This window comes from Escherichia sp. F1 (genome assembly GCF_046764225.1).
GTDB lineage: Bacteria > Pseudomonadota > Gammaproteobacteria > Enterobacterales > Enterobacteriaceae > Escherichia > Escherichia coli.
In genome coordinates this window covers 2,101,035-2,116,167 of the sequence record NZ_CP177202.1, presented here as the reverse complement: position 1 = coordinate 2,116,167, position 15,133 = coordinate 2,101,035, and the positions used below count along the sequence as shown (strand labels likewise).

At 51.5% G+C, this 15,133-nt stretch carries 14 protein-coding genes; 8 read left to right on the top strand and 6 right to left on the bottom strand.

The features are described 5' to 3' along the window. Positions 1 to 55: 55 nt before the first annotated feature. The 4 genes from dmlA to yeaX all read left to right on the top strand — a co-directional run bounded on the left by dmlA (position 56) and on the right by yeaX (position 5,179). On the top strand, positions 56 to 1,141 hold the full coding sequence (dmlA, locus tag ACK8NJ_RS10215; RefSeq protein WP_000978494.1) for a multifunctional D-malate/3-isopropylmalate/tartarate dehydrogenase: 1,086 nt from the start codon (positions 56 to 58) through the stop codon (positions 1,139 to 1,141). 250 nt (positions 1,142 to 1,391) lie between these two features. Then, positions 1,392 to 3,002: a BCCT family transporter YeaV gene (gene yeaV / locus ACK8NJ_RS10210; RefSeq protein ID WP_000987525.1), complete on the top strand. Its 1,611-nt coding sequence runs from the start codon at positions 1,392 to 1,394 to the stop codon at positions 3,000 to 3,002. Between the two features lie 31 nt (positions 3,003 to 3,033). After that, positions 3,034 to 4,158: a carnitine monooxygenase, oxygenase subunit YeaW gene (gene yeaW, locus ACK8NJ_RS10205; RefSeq protein WP_000067822.1), complete on the top strand. Its 1,125-nt coding sequence runs from the start codon at positions 3,034 to 3,036 to the stop codon at positions 4,156 to 4,158. Between the two features lie 55 nt (positions 4,159 to 4,213). Beyond that, positions 4,214 to 5,179 (top strand): carnitine monooxygenase reductase subunit YeaX, encoded by a 966-nt coding sequence (gene yeaX / locus ACK8NJ_RS10200; RefSeq protein WP_001287043.1) that lies wholly within the window; start codon positions 4,214 to 4,216, stop codon positions 5,177 to 5,179. 46 nt (positions 5,180 to 5,225) lie between these two features. On the opposite strand, the gene rnd is transcribed toward yeaX, so the two are convergent. The 5 genes from rnd to ACK8NJ_RS10175 all read right to left on the bottom strand — a co-directional run bounded on the left by rnd (position 5,226) and on the right by ACK8NJ_RS10175 (position 11,598). Beyond that, positions 5,226 to 6,341: a ribonuclease D gene (gene rnd / locus ACK8NJ_RS10195; protein ID WP_001306170.1), complete on the bottom strand. Its 1,116-nt coding sequence runs from the start codon at positions 6,339 to 6,341 to the stop codon at positions 5,226 to 5,228. A gap of 81 nt (positions 6,342 to 6,422) precedes the next feature. Further along, the gene (fadD, locus tag ACK8NJ_RS10190; protein ID WP_000758422.1) at positions 6,423 to 8,108 is read right to left on the bottom strand and encodes a long-chain-fatty-acid--CoA ligase FadD; all 1,686 of its coding nucleotides are present in this window, start codon (positions 8,106 to 8,108) and stop codon (positions 6,423 to 6,425) included. Positions 8,109 to 8,312: 204 nt separating this feature from the next. After that, entirely contained in the window at positions 8,313 to 8,894 is a 582-nt protein-coding gene (gene yeaY / locus ACK8NJ_RS10185; RefSeq protein WP_000290576.1) for a Slp family lipoprotein YeaY, read from the bottom strand. Between the two features lie 39 nt (positions 8,895 to 8,933). After that, positions 8,934 to 9,629: a tRNA (adenosine(37)-N6)-threonylcarbamoyltransferase complex dimerization subunit type 1 TsaB gene (gene tsaB / locus ACK8NJ_RS10180; RefSeq protein WP_039020732.1), complete on the bottom strand. Its 696-nt coding sequence runs from the start codon at positions 9,627 to 9,629 to the stop codon at positions 8,934 to 8,936. A gap of 58 nt (positions 9,630 to 9,687) precedes the next feature. Beyond that, the gene (locus tag ACK8NJ_RS10175) at positions 9,688 to 11,598 is read right to left on the bottom strand and encodes an ATP-dependent DNA helicase (RefSeq protein WP_024042389.1); all 1,911 of its coding nucleotides are present in this window, start codon (positions 11,596 to 11,598) and stop codon (positions 9,688 to 9,690) included. A 131-nt stretch (positions 11,599 to 11,729) separates the two neighbouring features. On the opposite strand from ACK8NJ_RS10175, the gene ACK8NJ_RS10170 reads away from it, so the two are divergent. Further along, positions 11,730 to 12,074 (top strand): RidA family protein, encoded by a 345-nt coding sequence (locus tag ACK8NJ_RS10170; RefSeq protein ID WP_001295493.1) that lies wholly within the window; start codon positions 11,730 to 11,732, stop codon positions 12,072 to 12,074. Between the two features lie 421 nt (positions 12,075 to 12,495). Further along, positions 12,496 to 12,795: a DUF1889 family protein gene (locus ACK8NJ_RS10165; RefSeq protein ID WP_001111995.1), complete on the top strand. Its 300-nt coding sequence runs from the start codon at positions 12,496 to 12,498 to the stop codon at positions 12,793 to 12,795. A 119-nt stretch (positions 12,796 to 12,914) separates the two neighbouring features. On the opposite strand, the gene ACK8NJ_RS10160 is transcribed toward ACK8NJ_RS10165, so the two are convergent. Beyond that, the gene (locus ACK8NJ_RS10160) at positions 12,915 to 13,094 is read right to left on the bottom strand and encodes a YoaH family protein (RefSeq protein ID WP_000457334.1); all 180 of its coding nucleotides are present in this window, start codon (positions 13,092 to 13,094) and stop codon (positions 12,915 to 12,917) included. A gap of 73 nt (positions 13,095 to 13,167) precedes the next feature. On the opposite strand from ACK8NJ_RS10160, the gene pabB reads away from it, so the two are divergent. Continuing rightward, complete coding sequence (pabB, locus tag ACK8NJ_RS10155) at positions 13,168 to 14,529, top strand: aminodeoxychorismate synthase component 1 (protein WP_001590219.1); 1,362 nt, start codon at positions 13,168 to 13,170, stop codon at positions 14,527 to 14,529. A 3-nt stretch (positions 14,530 to 14,532) separates the two neighbouring features. After that, positions 14,533 to 15,111 (top strand): CoA pyrophosphatase, encoded by a 579-nt coding sequence (locus ACK8NJ_RS10150; protein WP_000456725.1) that lies wholly within the window; start codon positions 14,533 to 14,535, stop codon positions 15,109 to 15,111. Positions 15,112 to 15,133 lie beyond the last annotated feature (22 nt).

Genomic DNA, 15,133 nt, shown 5'->3' with positions numbered 1-15,133 from the left:
GTCAATTATAGGATGGTGATGTTGTCAATTTTGATGGTCAGGAAGTGAGAACCCAATGATGAAAACGATGCGTATTGCTGCGATCCCGGGAGACGGGATTGGCAAAGAAGTCCTTCCTGAAGGGATTCGCGTGTTACAGGCTGCCGCTGAGCGCTGGGGCTTCGCCTTGAGTTTTGAGCAAATGGAGTGGGCGAGCTGCGAGTATTACAGCCATCACGGTAAAATGATGCCGGACGACTGGCATGAGCAACTTAGCCGTTTCGACGCCATCTATTTTGGTGCCGTCGGCTGGCCGGATACCGTTCCGGACCATATTTCGTTGTGGGGTTCGCTGCTGAAATTTCGTCGTGAATTCGACCAGTACGTCAACCTGCGCCCGGTTCGTCTCTTTCCTGGCGTTCCCTGCCCGCTGGCGGGAAAACAGCCTGGCGACATCGATTTTTACGTGGTCAGGGAAAACACCGAAGGCGAATATTCCTCGCTCGGCGGCAGAGTGAATGAAGGTACAGAGCATGAAGTCGTCATTCAGGAATCGGTATTTACGCGTCGTGGTGTCGATCGCATTTTGCGTTATGCCTTCGAACTTGCGCAAAGCCGCCCACGTAAGACGCTAACTTCTGCCACTAAATCGAACGGTTTAGCCATCAGCATGCCGTACTGGGATGAGCGAGTGGAAGCAATGGCTGAGAATTACCCGGAGATCCGCTGGGACAAGCAGCATATTGACATTCTCTGCGCACGTTTTGTGATGCAGCCGGAACGCTTCGATGTGGTAGTGGCGTCCAATTTGTTTGGCGATATCCTTTCCGATCTTGGCCCGGCCTGCACCGGCACCATTGGCATTGCCCCATCCGCCAACCTGAATCCGGAACGCACTTTCCCGTCGCTCTTCGAGCCAGTCCACGGTTCCGCGCCGGATATCTACGGGAAAAACATTGCTAACCCTATCGCCACAATTTGGGCCGGTGCAATGATGCTCGATTTTCTCGGCAATGGCGATGAGCGTTTCCAGCAAGCGCATAACGGTATTCTGGCCGCGATTGAAGAAGTGATTGCTCACGGGCCGAAAACACCTGATATGAAAGGCAATGCCACCACGCCACAGGTTGCCGACGCGATTTGCAAAATTATTTTGCGTTAAGGTCAAACCAGTTTATTTGAACCGCGTCACTGACGCGGTTTTTTTATTCGTTCTTTGCAGTAAATAACCTGCGTCATTTCACCTTTTATTGTTTCCGTTTCGTGTTTTATGGCTTTCCGTATTCTTAATTGTTTAATTTATGTAACATGCAAATAATCAATTTGTTAACCACGACATACAACTCATTACCCTGCAAATAATTACAACTGGCAAAAGCCAGAGACGGGCTTTTATGCCCAGGAGATGACTCATGATGAGCAATGTTAAGAAAAAAGATGTGCCGTTGATAAGCATCAGCCTGGTGGCCATTCTTTTCATCGCAGCTGCATTAAGCCTTTTCCCACAACAATCGGCCGACGCGGCCAACGCAATATACACTTTTGTTACGCGTACGTTAGGTTCCGCCGTACAGGTATTGGTTTTGCTGGCAATGGGACTGGTGATTTATTTAGCCACCAGTAAATACGGCAATATTCGTCTTGGCGAAGGAAAACCGGAATACAGCACGCTCTCCTGGCTGTTTATGTTTATTTGTGCCGGTTTAGGTTCTTCTACGCTTTATTGGGGGGTTGCTGAATGGGCCTATTATTATCAAACACCTGGATTAAATATCGCACCGCGTTCACAACAGGCACTCGAATTTAGCGTCCCTTACTCCTTCTTCCACTGGGGCATCAGCGCCTGGGCAACTTATACGCTGGCCTCATTAATCATGGCTTATCACTTTCATGTGCGGAAAAACAAAGGTCTGAGCCTTTCCGGCATTATTGCCGCGATTACCGGCGTTCGCCCGCAAGGCCCGTGGGGAAAACTGGTCGATTTGATGTTCCTGATCGCCACTGTCGGTGCGCTGACCATTTCCCTTGTTGTTACCGCAGCAACCTTTACTCGTGGGCTTTCCGCGCTGACCGGTTTACCCGATAACTTCACCGTGCAGGCATTTGTGATCCTGCTTTCCGGCGGCATTTTTTGCCTAAGCTCGTGGATTGGTATCAACAACGGTTTGCAACGTCTGAGCAAAATGGTTGGCTGGGGCGCGTTCCTGCTGCCATTACTGGTGCTGATTGTCGGTCCAACCGAATTTATTACCAACAGCATCATCAATGCCATCGGCCTGACCACGCAAAACTTCCTGCAAATGAGCTTATTCACCGATCCGCTTGGCGATGGTTCATTTACCCGCAACTGGACCGTTTTCTACTGGCTGTGGTGGATCTCATACACCCCTGGCGTAGCAATGTTTGTCACCCGCGTTTCGCGCGGTCGTAAGATTAAAGAAGTTATCTGGGGACTGATCCTCGGCAGCACCGTCGGTTGCTGGTTCTTCTTCGGCGTAATGGAAAGCTATGCCATTCACCAGTTTATCAATGGCGTAATCAACGTCCCACAGGTGCTGGAGACACTGGGCGGCGAGACAGCTGTGCAGCAAGTTCTGATGTCGTTGCCAGCCGGTAAATTGTTCCTCGCCGCATACCTGGGCGTGATGATTATTTTCCTTGCCTCGCATATGGATGCGGTGGCCTACACCATGGCGGCAACCAGTACGCGTAATCTCCAGGAAGGTGACGATCCTGACCGTGGGCTGCGTCTTTTCTGGTGCGTGGTAATTACCCTGATCCCGCTTTCAATTCTTTTCACTGGCGCGTCGCTGGAAACGATGAAAACCACCGTCGTACTCACAGCCCTTCCGTTCCTCGTCATTTTACTGGTGAAAGTCGGCGGATTTATTCGCTGGCTGAAACAGGATTACGCCGACATTCCGGCTCATCAAGTTGAACATTATCTCCCGCAGACACCGGTTGAAGCCCTGGAAAAAACGCCAGTGCTCCCTGCGGGAACCGTATTCAAAGGCGACAACTGAGCGCCATCATCCTAACGATAAAGGTAACCCTATGAGCAATCTGAGCCCTGACTTTGTACTACCCGAAAATTTTTGCGCTAACCCGCAAGAGGCGTGGACCATTCCTGCCCGTTTTTATACCGATCAGAACGCCTTTGAACACGAAAAAGAGAACGTCTTCGCCAAAAGCTGGATTTGCGTCGCTCATAGCAGCGAACTGGCGAATGCCAATGATTATGTGACGCGTGAGATCATTGGCGAAAGCATCGTGCTGGTACGTGGTCGTGATAAGGTTTTGCGCGCGTTCTATAACGTGTGTCCGCACCGTGGTCATCAGTTGTTGAGCGGTGAAGGAAAAGCAAAAAATGTGATTACCTGCCCATATCACGCATGGGCATTCAAACTCGATGGCAATCTGGCCCATGCACGTAACTGCGAAAACGTCGCCAATTTCGATAGCGACAAAGCGCAACTGGTTCCGGTGCGTCTGGAAGAATATGCCGGATTCGTCTTCATCAACATGGACCCCAACGCCACCAGCGTAGAAGATCAGTTACCCGGTCTGGGCGCGAAAGTGCTGGAAGCCTGCCCGGAAGTCCACGACCTGAAACTGGCGGCCCGCTTTACCACCCGCACGCCTGCCAACTGGAAGAACATTGTCGATAACTATCTCGAGTGCTATCACTGTGGTCCGGCGCATCCAGGTTTCTCCGACTCCGTTCAGGTTGATCGTTACTGGCACACCATGCACGGTAACTGGACGCTGCAATACGGTTTCGCCAAACCGTCCGAACAGTCTTTCAAATTCGAAGAGGGCACGGATGCGGCATTCCATGGTTTCTGGCTGTGGCCGTGCACGATGCTGAACGTCACGCCGATCAAAGGGATGATGACGGTCATTTATGAATTCCCGGTGGATTCTGAAACTACCCTGCAAAACTACGATATTTACTTCACCAATGAAGAGTTAACCGACGAGCAAAAATCGCTGATTGAGTGGTATCGCGATGTGTTCCGTCCGGAAGATTTACGTCTGGTTGAAAGCGTACAGAAAGGGCTGAAATCGCGTGGCTATCGTGGTCAGGGGCGCATCATGGCCGACAGTAGCGGTAGTGGCATTTCCGAACATGGTATCGCCCATTTCCATAATCTGCTGGCGCAGGTGTTTAAGGACTAATGACATCGGCGGCGGTATTTTCCGCCGCTGGGCTGATTTTTGATGGAGTACAGCAATGTCAGACTATCAAATGTTTGAAGTACAGGTGAGTCAGGTTGAACCGCTTACCGAACAGGTGAAACGCTTCACGCTGGTGGCAACCGATGGTAAACCATTACCTACGTTCACCGGAGGAAGTCACGTGATTGTGCAGATGAGCGATGGTGATAACCAGTACAGCAATGCGTATTCACTCCTGAGCTCTCCGCATGACACCTCTAGTTATCAGATTGCCGTTCGGCTGGAAGAAAACTCGCGCGGCGGTTCACGCTTTTTACATCAGCAGGTAAAAGTGGGCGATCGGTTAACGATTTCAACGCCTAATAACCTGTTTGCGCTAATTCCCTCCGCCAGAAAGCATCTGTTTATCGCGGGCGGCATTGGTATCACCCCTTTCCTGTCGCACCTGGCAGAGATGCAATACAGCGACGTCGACTGGCAGTTACATTACTGCTCACGAAATCCAGAAAGTTGCGCATTTCGTGATGAGCTAGTCCAGCATCCGCAGGCTGAGAAAGTCCATTTGCATCATTCATCAACCGGAACACGACTGGAATTAGCGCGATTATTGGCGGATATCGAACCTGGCACACATGTTTATACCTGTGGCCCCGAGGCGCTAAATGAAGCGGTAAGAAGTGAAGCTGCGCGTCTGGACATCGCCGCCGATACGCTGCACTTTGAGCAATTTGCGATTGAAGACAAAACCGGCGATGCATTTACCCTGGTGCTTGCCCGTTCCGGTAAAGAGTTTGTGGTGCCGGAAGAGATGACTATTTTGCAGGTTATTGAAAATAATAAAGCCGCGAAAGTGGAATGTTTATGTCGTGAAGGGGTATGCGGAACCTGCGAAACGGCAATACTGGAAGGTGAAGCTGACCATCGGGATCAGTATTTTAGCGATGAAGAGCGTGCCAGCCAGCAAAGTATGTTGATCTGTTGTTCGCGCGCGAAGGGTAAACGCCTGGTGTTGGATTTGTAGTTTGCCGAAGCCGGACTGAGCGCGCCCAGTCCGGCTTCGGAAGATTTTACTGCGGATATTCCTGCAATAAATTGTGTAATGCTTCCGCCATCAGCTCACCACGCCAGCCGGAAATCAGCTCCGGCAAATTGTTCTGCGGTTTCAGTTTCCAGTGCCAGTTCAGCAGTTGGTTGATTTGCCGACGCGATGCCAGCAATTCGGCGCTGATCTTGTGCGTTTCGCTCACGTCAGTAATCAGCGACTTAATCGCTTTAAACGCTTTACGATAACCCGGCATGTCCATCAGGTTAAGCATCGGCTGCGGTAAGGCCTCTTCCGGCAATGTCTGCGCTTTTTCCACCAGCGCCAGCAGCGTTTTACCGTGAAAGCGGATTTCGCTACCGGATAAGCCCAGGCTGTCCAGTTCGCCTAAACTTCCCGGCATATAACGCGCTACCGACCACAAATGCTCTTCACGCACGACAAAGTTCACCGCCAGATCGCGCTCCCGCGCCTTGCGCAGTCGCCAGTCGGCTAACAGTTGCAGACAGGCCAGTTGGCGTGTGCGTAACTGCCAGGCATTGGTGATATCACGCCAGGCATCTTCCGGTGCAACGACTTCCTGACGACGCATTTGCATCAGGCGGCATTCATCCAGCGCCGCAGGTAGCCAGCCGGAGGCCTCCGTTTCTACCATAAGCTTGGCGGTGATCGGTAACAGATACCAGACATCCGCCGCTGCGTATTCACACTGACGTTCGGTCAGCGGTCTGGCCAGCCAGTCGGTGCGCGATTCACTCTTGTCCAGCGTAACGCCGGAATACTCTTCCACCATGGAAGCGAAACCCCATGACATCGGGCGTCCGCAGAAGGCAGCAAGGATTTGCGTGTCAATCAGGGGTTGTGGTAATTCGCCAAAGACATTGAGGAACACTTCCAGATCTTCACTGCCCGCATGGAGAAATTTTGTGATGGACGGATCGCGCAGGATCGCTTTCAGCGGTGACCAGTCGGAGATCCCGAGAGGATCAATTAGCGCCAGATGCTCACCATCAAAAAGTTGAATTAGACCCAGTTGCGGGTAATAGGTGCGCGTACGAACAAATTCAGTATCCAGGGCTATCGCCGGAAAGGCACGGACGGCTTCACACAAAGAAGCCAGCGCATCGTCCGTGGTAATCATTTGGTAATTCAAATTGTATTCTCTTTAGTGGGCGTCAAAAAAAACGCCGGATTAACCGGCGTCTGACGACTGACTTAACGCTCAGGCTTTATTGTCCACTTTGCCGCGCGCTTCGTCACGTAATTCTCGTCGCAAAATTTTTCCGACGTTAGATTTCGGTAACTCATCACGAAACTCCACCAGCTTCGGTACTTTGTAGCCCGTGAGCTGACGGCGGCAAAAAGTCACCAGTGACTCTTCGGTAAGCGATGGATCTTTTTTCACAACGAAGATTTTCACCGCTTCGCCACTGGAGCCAGAAGGTACGCCAACAGCCGCGACTTCCTGTACGCCAGGATGCTGCATGACGACATCTTCAATCTCGTTGGGATAGACGTTAAAACCGGAAACCAGAATCATGTCTTTTTTGCGATCGACAATACGCAGGAATCCTTCTTCATCCATCACCGCGATGTCGCCAGTGTGTAACCAGCCATTTTTGATGATCTCATCGGTAGCATCCGGACGCTGCCAGTAACCCAGCATCACCTGCGGTCCTTTGACACAAAGCTCACCCGGTTGACCCGGTGGTACTTCGTTGTCGTCGTCATCCACCAGTTTGGCTTCCGTCGACGGCACCGGCAAACCGATGCTACCACTATGATAATCAATATCATACGGGTTAACGCTGACCAGCGGCGCACACTCGGTCAGGCCATAACCTTCCAGCAGATACTGTCCGGTCAGTTTCACCCAACGTTCTGCCACCACTTGCTGAACAGGCATCCCTCCGCCTGCGGAAAGATGCAGACTGGAGAAATCCAGCTGCTGGAACTCTTTATTGTTCAGCAACGCATTGAACAAGGTGTTAACGCCAGTGATAGCGGTAAACGGATATTTCGCTAACTCTTTTACCAACCCAGGAATATCGCGCGGGTTAGTGATAAGCAGGTTCTGCCCACCCAGTTCGATAAACAGCAGGCAGTTAATGGTCAGGGCAAAAATGTGATACAGCGGCAGCGCCGTCACCACCAGCTCTTTGCCCGGATGCAACAGCGGACCATAGGTCGCGTTAACCTGTTCCAGGTTCGCCAGCATATTGCGGTGAGTCAGCATCGCGCCTTTCGCCACACCAGTGGTACCGCCGGTGTATTGCAGGAAAGCTAAATCTTCCGGCACCAGTTCGGGTTTGACGTACTGCATCCGGTAGCCGTTGTGCAGGGCGCTACGAAATGAAATGGCATCTGGCAGATGGTATTTCGGCACCAGACGCTTGATGTATTTAACAACGAAATTGACTACCGTGCCTTTTGCCGTAGATAGCTGATCGCCCATACGGGTCAGAATTACGTGCTGAACGGCGGTTTTATCAACCACTTTTTCCAGAGTGTGGGCAAAGTTAGACACGATAACAATCGCCGATGCGCCGCTATCGTTAAGCTGATGCTCAAGCTCACGCGGGGTATACAACGGGTTAACGTTTACAACGATCATCCCGGCACGCAAAATGCCAAACAGCGCCACCGGATATTGCAATAAATTAGGCATCATCAACGCAACGCGATCGCCTTTCTTCAGTCCCAACCCTTGTTGCAAATAAGCGGCAAACGCGCGACTGCGTTCTTCCAGTTTGCGGAAGGTCATCACCTCCCCCATATTCACAAACGCGGGTTGATCGGCGTAGCGCGCGACCGACTGCTCAAACATATCTACCAGAGATTGATAACGGTCAGGGTTGATCTCCGTCGGAACGTCCGCGGGATAACGGTTAAGCCAAACCTTCTTCAATTCTTCACCTCTAAAATGCGTGTTCGTCGTCATCGCAACCCCAAATGATATACATGCCGTTAACATAATATTAACTCATCATACCAGCTTGATAATTACCCAACGAAAAGGTTGCGAAGCGCGTCACTATTTATTTTTATCTTTACCGTAAGAATGCAGAAACAGCGGACCAGCCGCTGTTTCTTTTTCTTTAAAAACAAGCAATTATTCAGTTACAACTGTTTGTACTCTCGCGGGGCCGGGATTATACCAACCCCATCCACCGTAGCCATAGGGCCAGCCACGACCACCATAAAACCATGGATCAATCGGCTGAGGCGGCATAATCACCTGCTGGGTTAAATGCCAACGTTTGTAACCCGTTACCTGCATCACCATAAATTTATAGGGCGTGTTGCCGATTTTGCCGTCAACCGCACCGGTGATTGGCCCAACTACCGTAACCAGTTGTCCACGGAAATCTACCGGGTCCAGAAAACCGTTCACATCGGCATAAATGCGCCCGCGTGAAGGTTCCCCCAAAGTTGGTCTGGCTCCGCTGTCCAGCGGTACGGTAGCAATTTCCAGGCGGGTTTTCCCTTGCTGGTTTTGTACCGCAACCACTTTGCCACCAAAGCGTGCCTCCTGACCAACGTACAGCTGCGGCGCACTCATCACCCGAACTAAATCTTGTTGCGGCGTGGGACTGCTGCCTTTAATGGCGTCCGGCACAGTAACACAACCGCTGAGCATTAGCGCAAACGTACCTGCCAGTATGCCTTTGATAACATTCTTTTGAACCGCCATGATGCGACTCCTTTTTTTCTCAGGGCATACTCTTAAGATTCATTCTTTGCCCGGAAGTTTCTTCCACGCGACGTTGTTACGTAAATAAACCGGTTCGGCATGTTCTACCGCGACGGTTTTTCCCTCGGCAAACATCTGGCAGGCAATCGGCAGCATATCTTCGGCGGCAGGCAGTAACACATCGCCATCGCGCAGGGCCAACCCGCTCTCTTTACCGAGATCCGGCCAGGCTTGCCAGCCCGTACCCACGGTTACCCATTCGCCGGAAAGCTGTTGCAACCGTTCATGAACGAGTTCAGGTTTCAGTACGGCTTCTGTTTCTTCGCCGTGCCAGACGCCGTTTTCATCGCGCTGATATTCGGCCCAGTAAACTTCCCCCATTCGCGCGTCAATGGCTGCCAGCACGCGGGTTGCGCCGTTTTTGCGCCACGCCCCTTGCGCCATGGTCATGAGCGTGGAAACGCCAATCATCGGCAGATCCGCGCCAAGCGCCAGCCCCTGCGCAATACCAATACCAATGCGCACGCCGGTAAAGCTACCAGGGCCGCGCCCGTAAGCCAGAGCGTTAATATCAGTCAGGGAAGTTCCGCTGGTGGTCAGGATATCCTGCACCATCGGTAAGATTCGTTGAGTATGTTCACGAGGGCAAAGCTCAAAATGAGCGTTGACAGTACCGTCGTTCCACAGGGCGACAGAGCAGGCCTCTGTCGCGGTATCGATAGCCAGAATTCGCATGGGGTCTTCGTGCTTAGATCAATAAAAAGGCGCGCATCATACCATACTCCATCACAAATTACCTGGAGGATGGTATCGCAAGGAAGCGAACCGCACGGGCAATGTCACGGGTGCGCGGCGCGGGCGGCAGACTGGCGAGAAACGTCGCGCCGTAAGGGCGCATCACCAGCCGATTGTCGCAAATCACCAAAACCCCTCGATCGTCGGCGTCGCGAATCAGTCGCCCTACCCCCTGTTTGAGAGTAATGACCGCATCCGGCAGCTGTACTTCATCGAACGGGTCGCCTCCGCGCAAACGGCAATCTTCCATGCGCGCTTTTAATAGTGGATCATCCGGTGAGGTAAACGGCAATTTGTCGATAATCACCAATGACAGCGTATCGCCACGCACGTCCACCCCTTCCCAGAAGCTGCTGGTTGCCACAAGAAGCGCGTTACCGGCACTGACAAATTGCTGCAACAATTGCCCTTTGCTGGTTTCCCCCTGCAATAATACGGGAAGCGTCATGGTAGCGCGGAACTGCTCGGCAAGATCGCGCATCATGGCGTGCGAGGTACAAAGCATAAAACAACGACCGTTGTTAGCTTCGATGATCGGTCGCAACATTGCCGCCAGTTGCCGTGCGGAGCCCGGTTGATTGGTTTGCGGCAGGTTGCGCGGCACACAGAGTAACGCCTGGCGGCTGTAATCAAACGGGCTGGGTAACAGCAACGACTCCGCCTGTTCGATGCCAAGCCGCGAGGTGAAATGATGCAGATCGTCGTTCACCGACAGCGTTGCTGAGGTAAAGATCCAGCTACCTGGTTTTTGCGCCATTAACTCTTTGAATTTATCCGCCACGCTGAGCGGCGTGAGTGCCAGAGTAAAATGGCGCGAAGTGCATTCGTACCAGTAGCTGTAGCCCGGCTGATTGATCTCTTTTAGCCGTTTCAGCCGCGTGCGATACAACGTGGCGCGCTCAAATGCCGCATCCAGCAAGGCGGAGCGCCCCAGCGACAGTTTCGCCACGTCATAACAAAGTTCCAGGGTGTCATCGAGCAGTAAAAACGCCCGCTGAATTTGCGGATTAGCTAACAGTTCGCGCAGGTTACCGCGATAACCAGGCTCACCGAGTTGCAGGCGAAAATCCTGCGCACTCTGGGCAAGACGGTCAGCGCACTTTTGTAACTGCTGGGTGTCTTTTAATTCGGTGCGGTAGGCGATGGTGATGTCTTTTGCCAGGTCGAGCAGTTGTCGACTGGAGAGTGACTGACCAAAATACTGGCTGGCAATGTCGGGCAGTTGGTGGGCTTCGTCGAAGATCATCACGTCCGCTTCCGGGATCAACTCGCCAAATCCACTCTCTTTCACCACCATATCCGCCAGAAAGAGATGATGGTTTACCACCACCACATCGGCGTCCATCGCTTTTTTGCGTGCTTTGACCACAAAGCAATCTTTATACATCGGGCAGTCGCTGCCAAGGCAGTTATCGTTGGTGCTGGTGACCAGCGGCCACGCCTGTGAATCTTCCGCCACGCTGACGCAGGTGCTGATATCACCATCGACTGTTTGATTAGACCAGGAGCGCAGCAGGATCACATCGCTTAAGATTTGTACCGGCAGATCGCCCCCCGCCAGCGCCTGCTGTTCGAGACGTTCGAGGCAGAGGTAGTTTGAGCGCCCTTTCAGCAGCGCCACATTGCCCGTGTATTTCAATGCCTTTGAGACCGTTGGCAAATCGCGGCTGTAGAGCTGATCCTGCAACGCTTTTGAGCCGGTCGAGATAATGACTTTCTTTTTCGCCCGCAGCGCAGGGGCCAGGTAAGCGTAGGTTTTGCCCGTACCGGTTCCTGCTTCCACCACCAGCGGCTGGCCTTTATCTATCGCCTGGGTGACGGCTACCGCCATCTGTCGCTGTGGTTCTCGCGGCTTAAAGCCTGGTATCGCTTTCGCCAACTGACCGTCTGGTGCAAAATCGTCCGTCACACTACCCCCTGTTGATTTGAACAGGGATTATGTCAGGATGAGGGAGCTTTCGCCAGTTGAAGTGGTGACGGCGACCTCACATTGTGGCAGTCTTTGCAGCACGAAAATGGAAGGATAATGAGGACAAAATGATGACTATCGTTCGTATCGATGCTGAAGCCCGCTGGTCTGATGTGGTGATCCACAACAACACGCTCTACTACACTGGTGTACCGGAAAACCTCGACGCCGATGCTTTTGAGCAAACCGCCAACACGCTGGCGCAGATTGACGCCGTGCTGGAAAAACAGGGCAGCAATAAATCGAGCATTCTGGATGCCACCATTTTCCTGGCTGATAAAAACGACTTCGCGGCGATGAATAAAGCGTGGGATGCCTGGGTTGTCGCGGGTCATGCGCCGGTGCGCTGCACGGTGCAAGCGGGGCTGATGAACCCGAAGTATAAAGTTGAAATTAAGATTGTGGCTGCGGTGTAAGCTTTATCGAAGCAAAATAAGTCAGACGATAATTTATCGATAATACTGGTCGGTTTTACATAAATCGACCAGAGATTAAGATATTACTGTTGATGCTCCTGCTAATTCATTATTTATTTTTATAATTTCAATTTTATCTATAAAACTAACTATATAAATAAACATAACCATGCCGTTGTGTTCGCCCTTCGATTAGCAACTCTGGTTTTCTTTCTTAGCTGAACAATTTGGTTATAGCGTGAGAACTGACCATTAATTTTCTCCCTCTTACTGGATAACACACCATGAGCTGCTACCTTTAAAACACCTGAATGTCAACAGGTTAACTCGTGCCATATCGTTATAATCCCTTTGATATTAGATGCAAATTAAGGTCATATATAGCCTTATCGATAACATGGTTAATTTTAAGGATAAGAATATGCCTGCTGTAATAGATAAAGCCCTGGATTTCATTGGTGCCATGGATGTATCAGCGCCAACACCAAGTTCGATGAATGAAAGCACGGCGAAGGGAATCTTTAAATATTTAAAAGAACTGGGAGTACCCGCGAGTGCCGCTGATATTACGGCGCGAGCTGACCAGGAAGGCTGGAACCCTGGGTTCACGGAAAAAATGGTTGGATGGGCAAAAAAAATGGAGACAGGTGAACGCTCTGTGATTAAAAATCCTGAATACTTTTCAACATATATGCAGGAAGAACTAAAAGCACTGGTCTGAGTTAAATTTATATCAGCATAAATGGGTCAGGACGCTTTTAATCACATATGAAAAGCGTCCTTTTTCTCACAATCAAATAACCATCGGCTTCTATAACGAAAGCGATACGGATAAGTGTGTTACTCGTCTTCATCCTCAAAACGCGCCACGATTCGCTCGCCGGAATGGTTGGCACGCAGCTCTTCTGCCACCAACGCGATTGCCTGGCCGCTGCTCATCCCTTGTGCCATCAGTTCCTGGATCCGCTCGACGGCTTTTTGCTGCTGTTCATGGGTGAGTGAAGGTAAACCTGCAAACATTGTTAACTCCTGCTAAATTGTTGGCGCTAATTATTTCATGCTACCCGGCACATAGCCAGTAGAGTCAGGACTGATGAAGACGTTATCTCCCGCTGTGATTACTTTACCCTGGCGTCAGGACGCCGCTGAATTTTATTTCTCCCGCTTAAGCCACCTGCCGTGGGCGATGCTTTTACACTCCGGCTATGCCGATCATCCTTATAGCCGCTTTGATATTGTGGTCGCCGAGCCGATTTGCACTTTAACCACTTTCGGTAAAGAAACCGTTGTTAGTGAAAGCGAAAAACGCACAACGACCACTGATGACCCGCTACAGGTGCTCCAGCAGGTGCTGGATCGCGCAGACATTCGCCCAACGCATAACGAAGATTTGCCATTTCAGGGCGGCGCGCTGGGGTTGTTTGGCTACGATCTGGGCCGCCGTTTTGAGTCACTGCCAGAAATTGCGCAGCAAGATATCGTTCTGCCGGATATGGCAGTGGGTATCTACGACTGGGCGCTGGTTGTTGACCACCAGCGTCAAACAGTTTCTTTGCTGAGTCATAATGATGTCAATGCCCGTCGGGCCTGGCTGGAAAGCCAGCAATTCTCGCCGCAGGAAGATTTCACGCTCACTTCCGACTGGCAATCCAATATGACCCGCGAGCAGTACGGCGAAAAATTTCGCCAGGTACAGGAATATCTGCACAGTGGTGATTGCTATCAGGTGAATCTCGCCCAGCGTTTTCAAGCGGCCTATTCTGGCGATGAATGGCAGGCATTCCTTCAGCTTAATCAGGCCAACCGCGCGCCGTTTAGCGCTTTTTTACGCCTTGAACAGGGCGCGATTTTAAGCCTTTCGCCAGAGCGGTTTATCCTTTGTGATAATAGTGAAATCCAGACCCGCCCGATTAAAGGCACGCTACCACGCCTGCCCGATCCTCAGGAAGATAGCAAACAAGCAGAGAAACTGGCGAACTCCCCCAAAGATCGCGCTGAAAATCTGATGATTGTCGATTTAATGCGTAATGATATCGGTCGCGTTGCCGTAGCCGGTTCGGTAAAAGTACCAGAGCTGTTCGTGGTCGAACCTTTCCCTGCCGTGCATCATCTGGTCAGCACCATAACGGCGCGGCTACCAGAACAGTTACACACCAGCGATCTGCTGCGCGCAGCTTTTCCTGGTGGCTCAATAACCGGGGCTCCGAAAGTACGGGCTATGGAAATTATCGACGAACTGGAACCGCAGCGACGCAATGCCTGGTGCGGCAGCATTGGCTATTTGAGCTTTTGCGGCAACATGGATACCAGCATTACTATCCGCACTCTGACTGCCATTAACGGACAAATATACTGCTCTGCGGGCGGTGGAATTGTCGCCGATAGCCAGGAAGAAGCGGAATATCAGGAAACTTTTGATAAAGTTAATAAGATATTACGCCAACTGGAGAAGTAAGACGTGGAATACCGTAGCCTGACGCTTGATGATTTTTTATCACGCTTTCAACTTTTGCGCCCGCAAATTAACCGGGAAACCCTAAATCATCGTCAGGCTGCCGTGTTAATCCCCATCGTCCGTCGACCGCAACCGGGGTTGTTGCTGACTCAGCGTTCAATTCATCTGCGTAAACACGCTGGACAAGTGGCATTCCCTGGAGGCGCAGTCGATGACACGGATGCATCAGTTATCGCCGCCGCGCTGCGCGAAGCTGAAGAAGAGGTCGCTATACCGCCTTCCGCCGTTGAAGTTATCGGCGTGCTGCCGCCCGTCGATAGCGTAACTGGCTACCAGGTAACCCCGGTGGTCGGCATTATCCCGCCCGATCTGCCGTATCGCGCCAGTGAAGATGAAGTCTCGGCGGTGTTTGAAATGCCGCTCGCCCAGGCATTACATCTGGGTCGTTATCACCCTTTAGATATCTACCGCCGTGGCGATTCACATCGGGTATGGCTGTCCTGGTATGAACAGTATTTTGTATGGGGAATGACCGCAGGCATAATTCGTGAGCTGGCGCTGCAAATTGGTGTGAAACCCTGACTATACTTATCTTTACATCTAC

Bases quoted from the DNA above. Each gene is read 5' to 3' on its own strand.
- dmlA (WP_000978494.1), top strand. From the start codon at position 56: ATGATGAAAACGATGCGTATTGCTGCGATCCCGGGAGACGGGATTGGC.
- yeaV (WP_000987525.1), top strand. From the start codon at position 1,392: ATGATGAGCAATGTTAAGAAAAAAGATGTGCCGTTGATAAGCATCAGC.
- yeaW (WP_000067822.1), top strand. From the start codon at position 3,034: ATGAGCAATCTGAGCCCTGACTTTGTACTACCCGAAAATTTTTGCGCT.
- yeaX (WP_001287043.1), top strand. From the start codon at position 4,214: ATGTCAGACTATCAAATGTTTGAAGTACAGGTGAGTCAGGTTGAACCG.
- rnd (WP_001306170.1), bottom strand. From the start codon at position 6,341: ATGATTACCACGGACGATGCGCTGGCTTCTTTGTGTGAAGCCGTCCGT.
- yeaY (WP_000290576.1), bottom strand. From the start codon at position 8,894: ATGGCGGTTCAAAAGAATGTTATCAAAGGCATACTGGCAGGTACGTTT.
- tsaB (WP_039020732.1), bottom strand. From the start codon at position 9,629: ATGCGAATTCTGGCTATCGATACCGCGACAGAGGCCTGCTCTGTCGCC.
- ACK8NJ_RS10170 (WP_001295493.1), top strand. From the start codon at position 11,730: ATGACTATCGTTCGTATCGATGCTGAAGCCCGCTGGTCTGATGTGGTG.
- ACK8NJ_RS10165 (WP_001111995.1), top strand. From the start codon at position 12,496: ATGCCTGCTGTAATAGATAAAGCCCTGGATTTCATTGGTGCCATGGAT.
- ACK8NJ_RS10160 (WP_000457334.1), bottom strand. From the start codon at position 13,094: ATGTTTGCAGGTTTACCTTCACTCACCCATGAACAGCAGCAAAAAGCC.
- pabB (WP_001590219.1), top strand. From the start codon at position 13,168: ATGAAGACGTTATCTCCCGCTGTGATTACTTTACCCTGGCGTCAGGAC.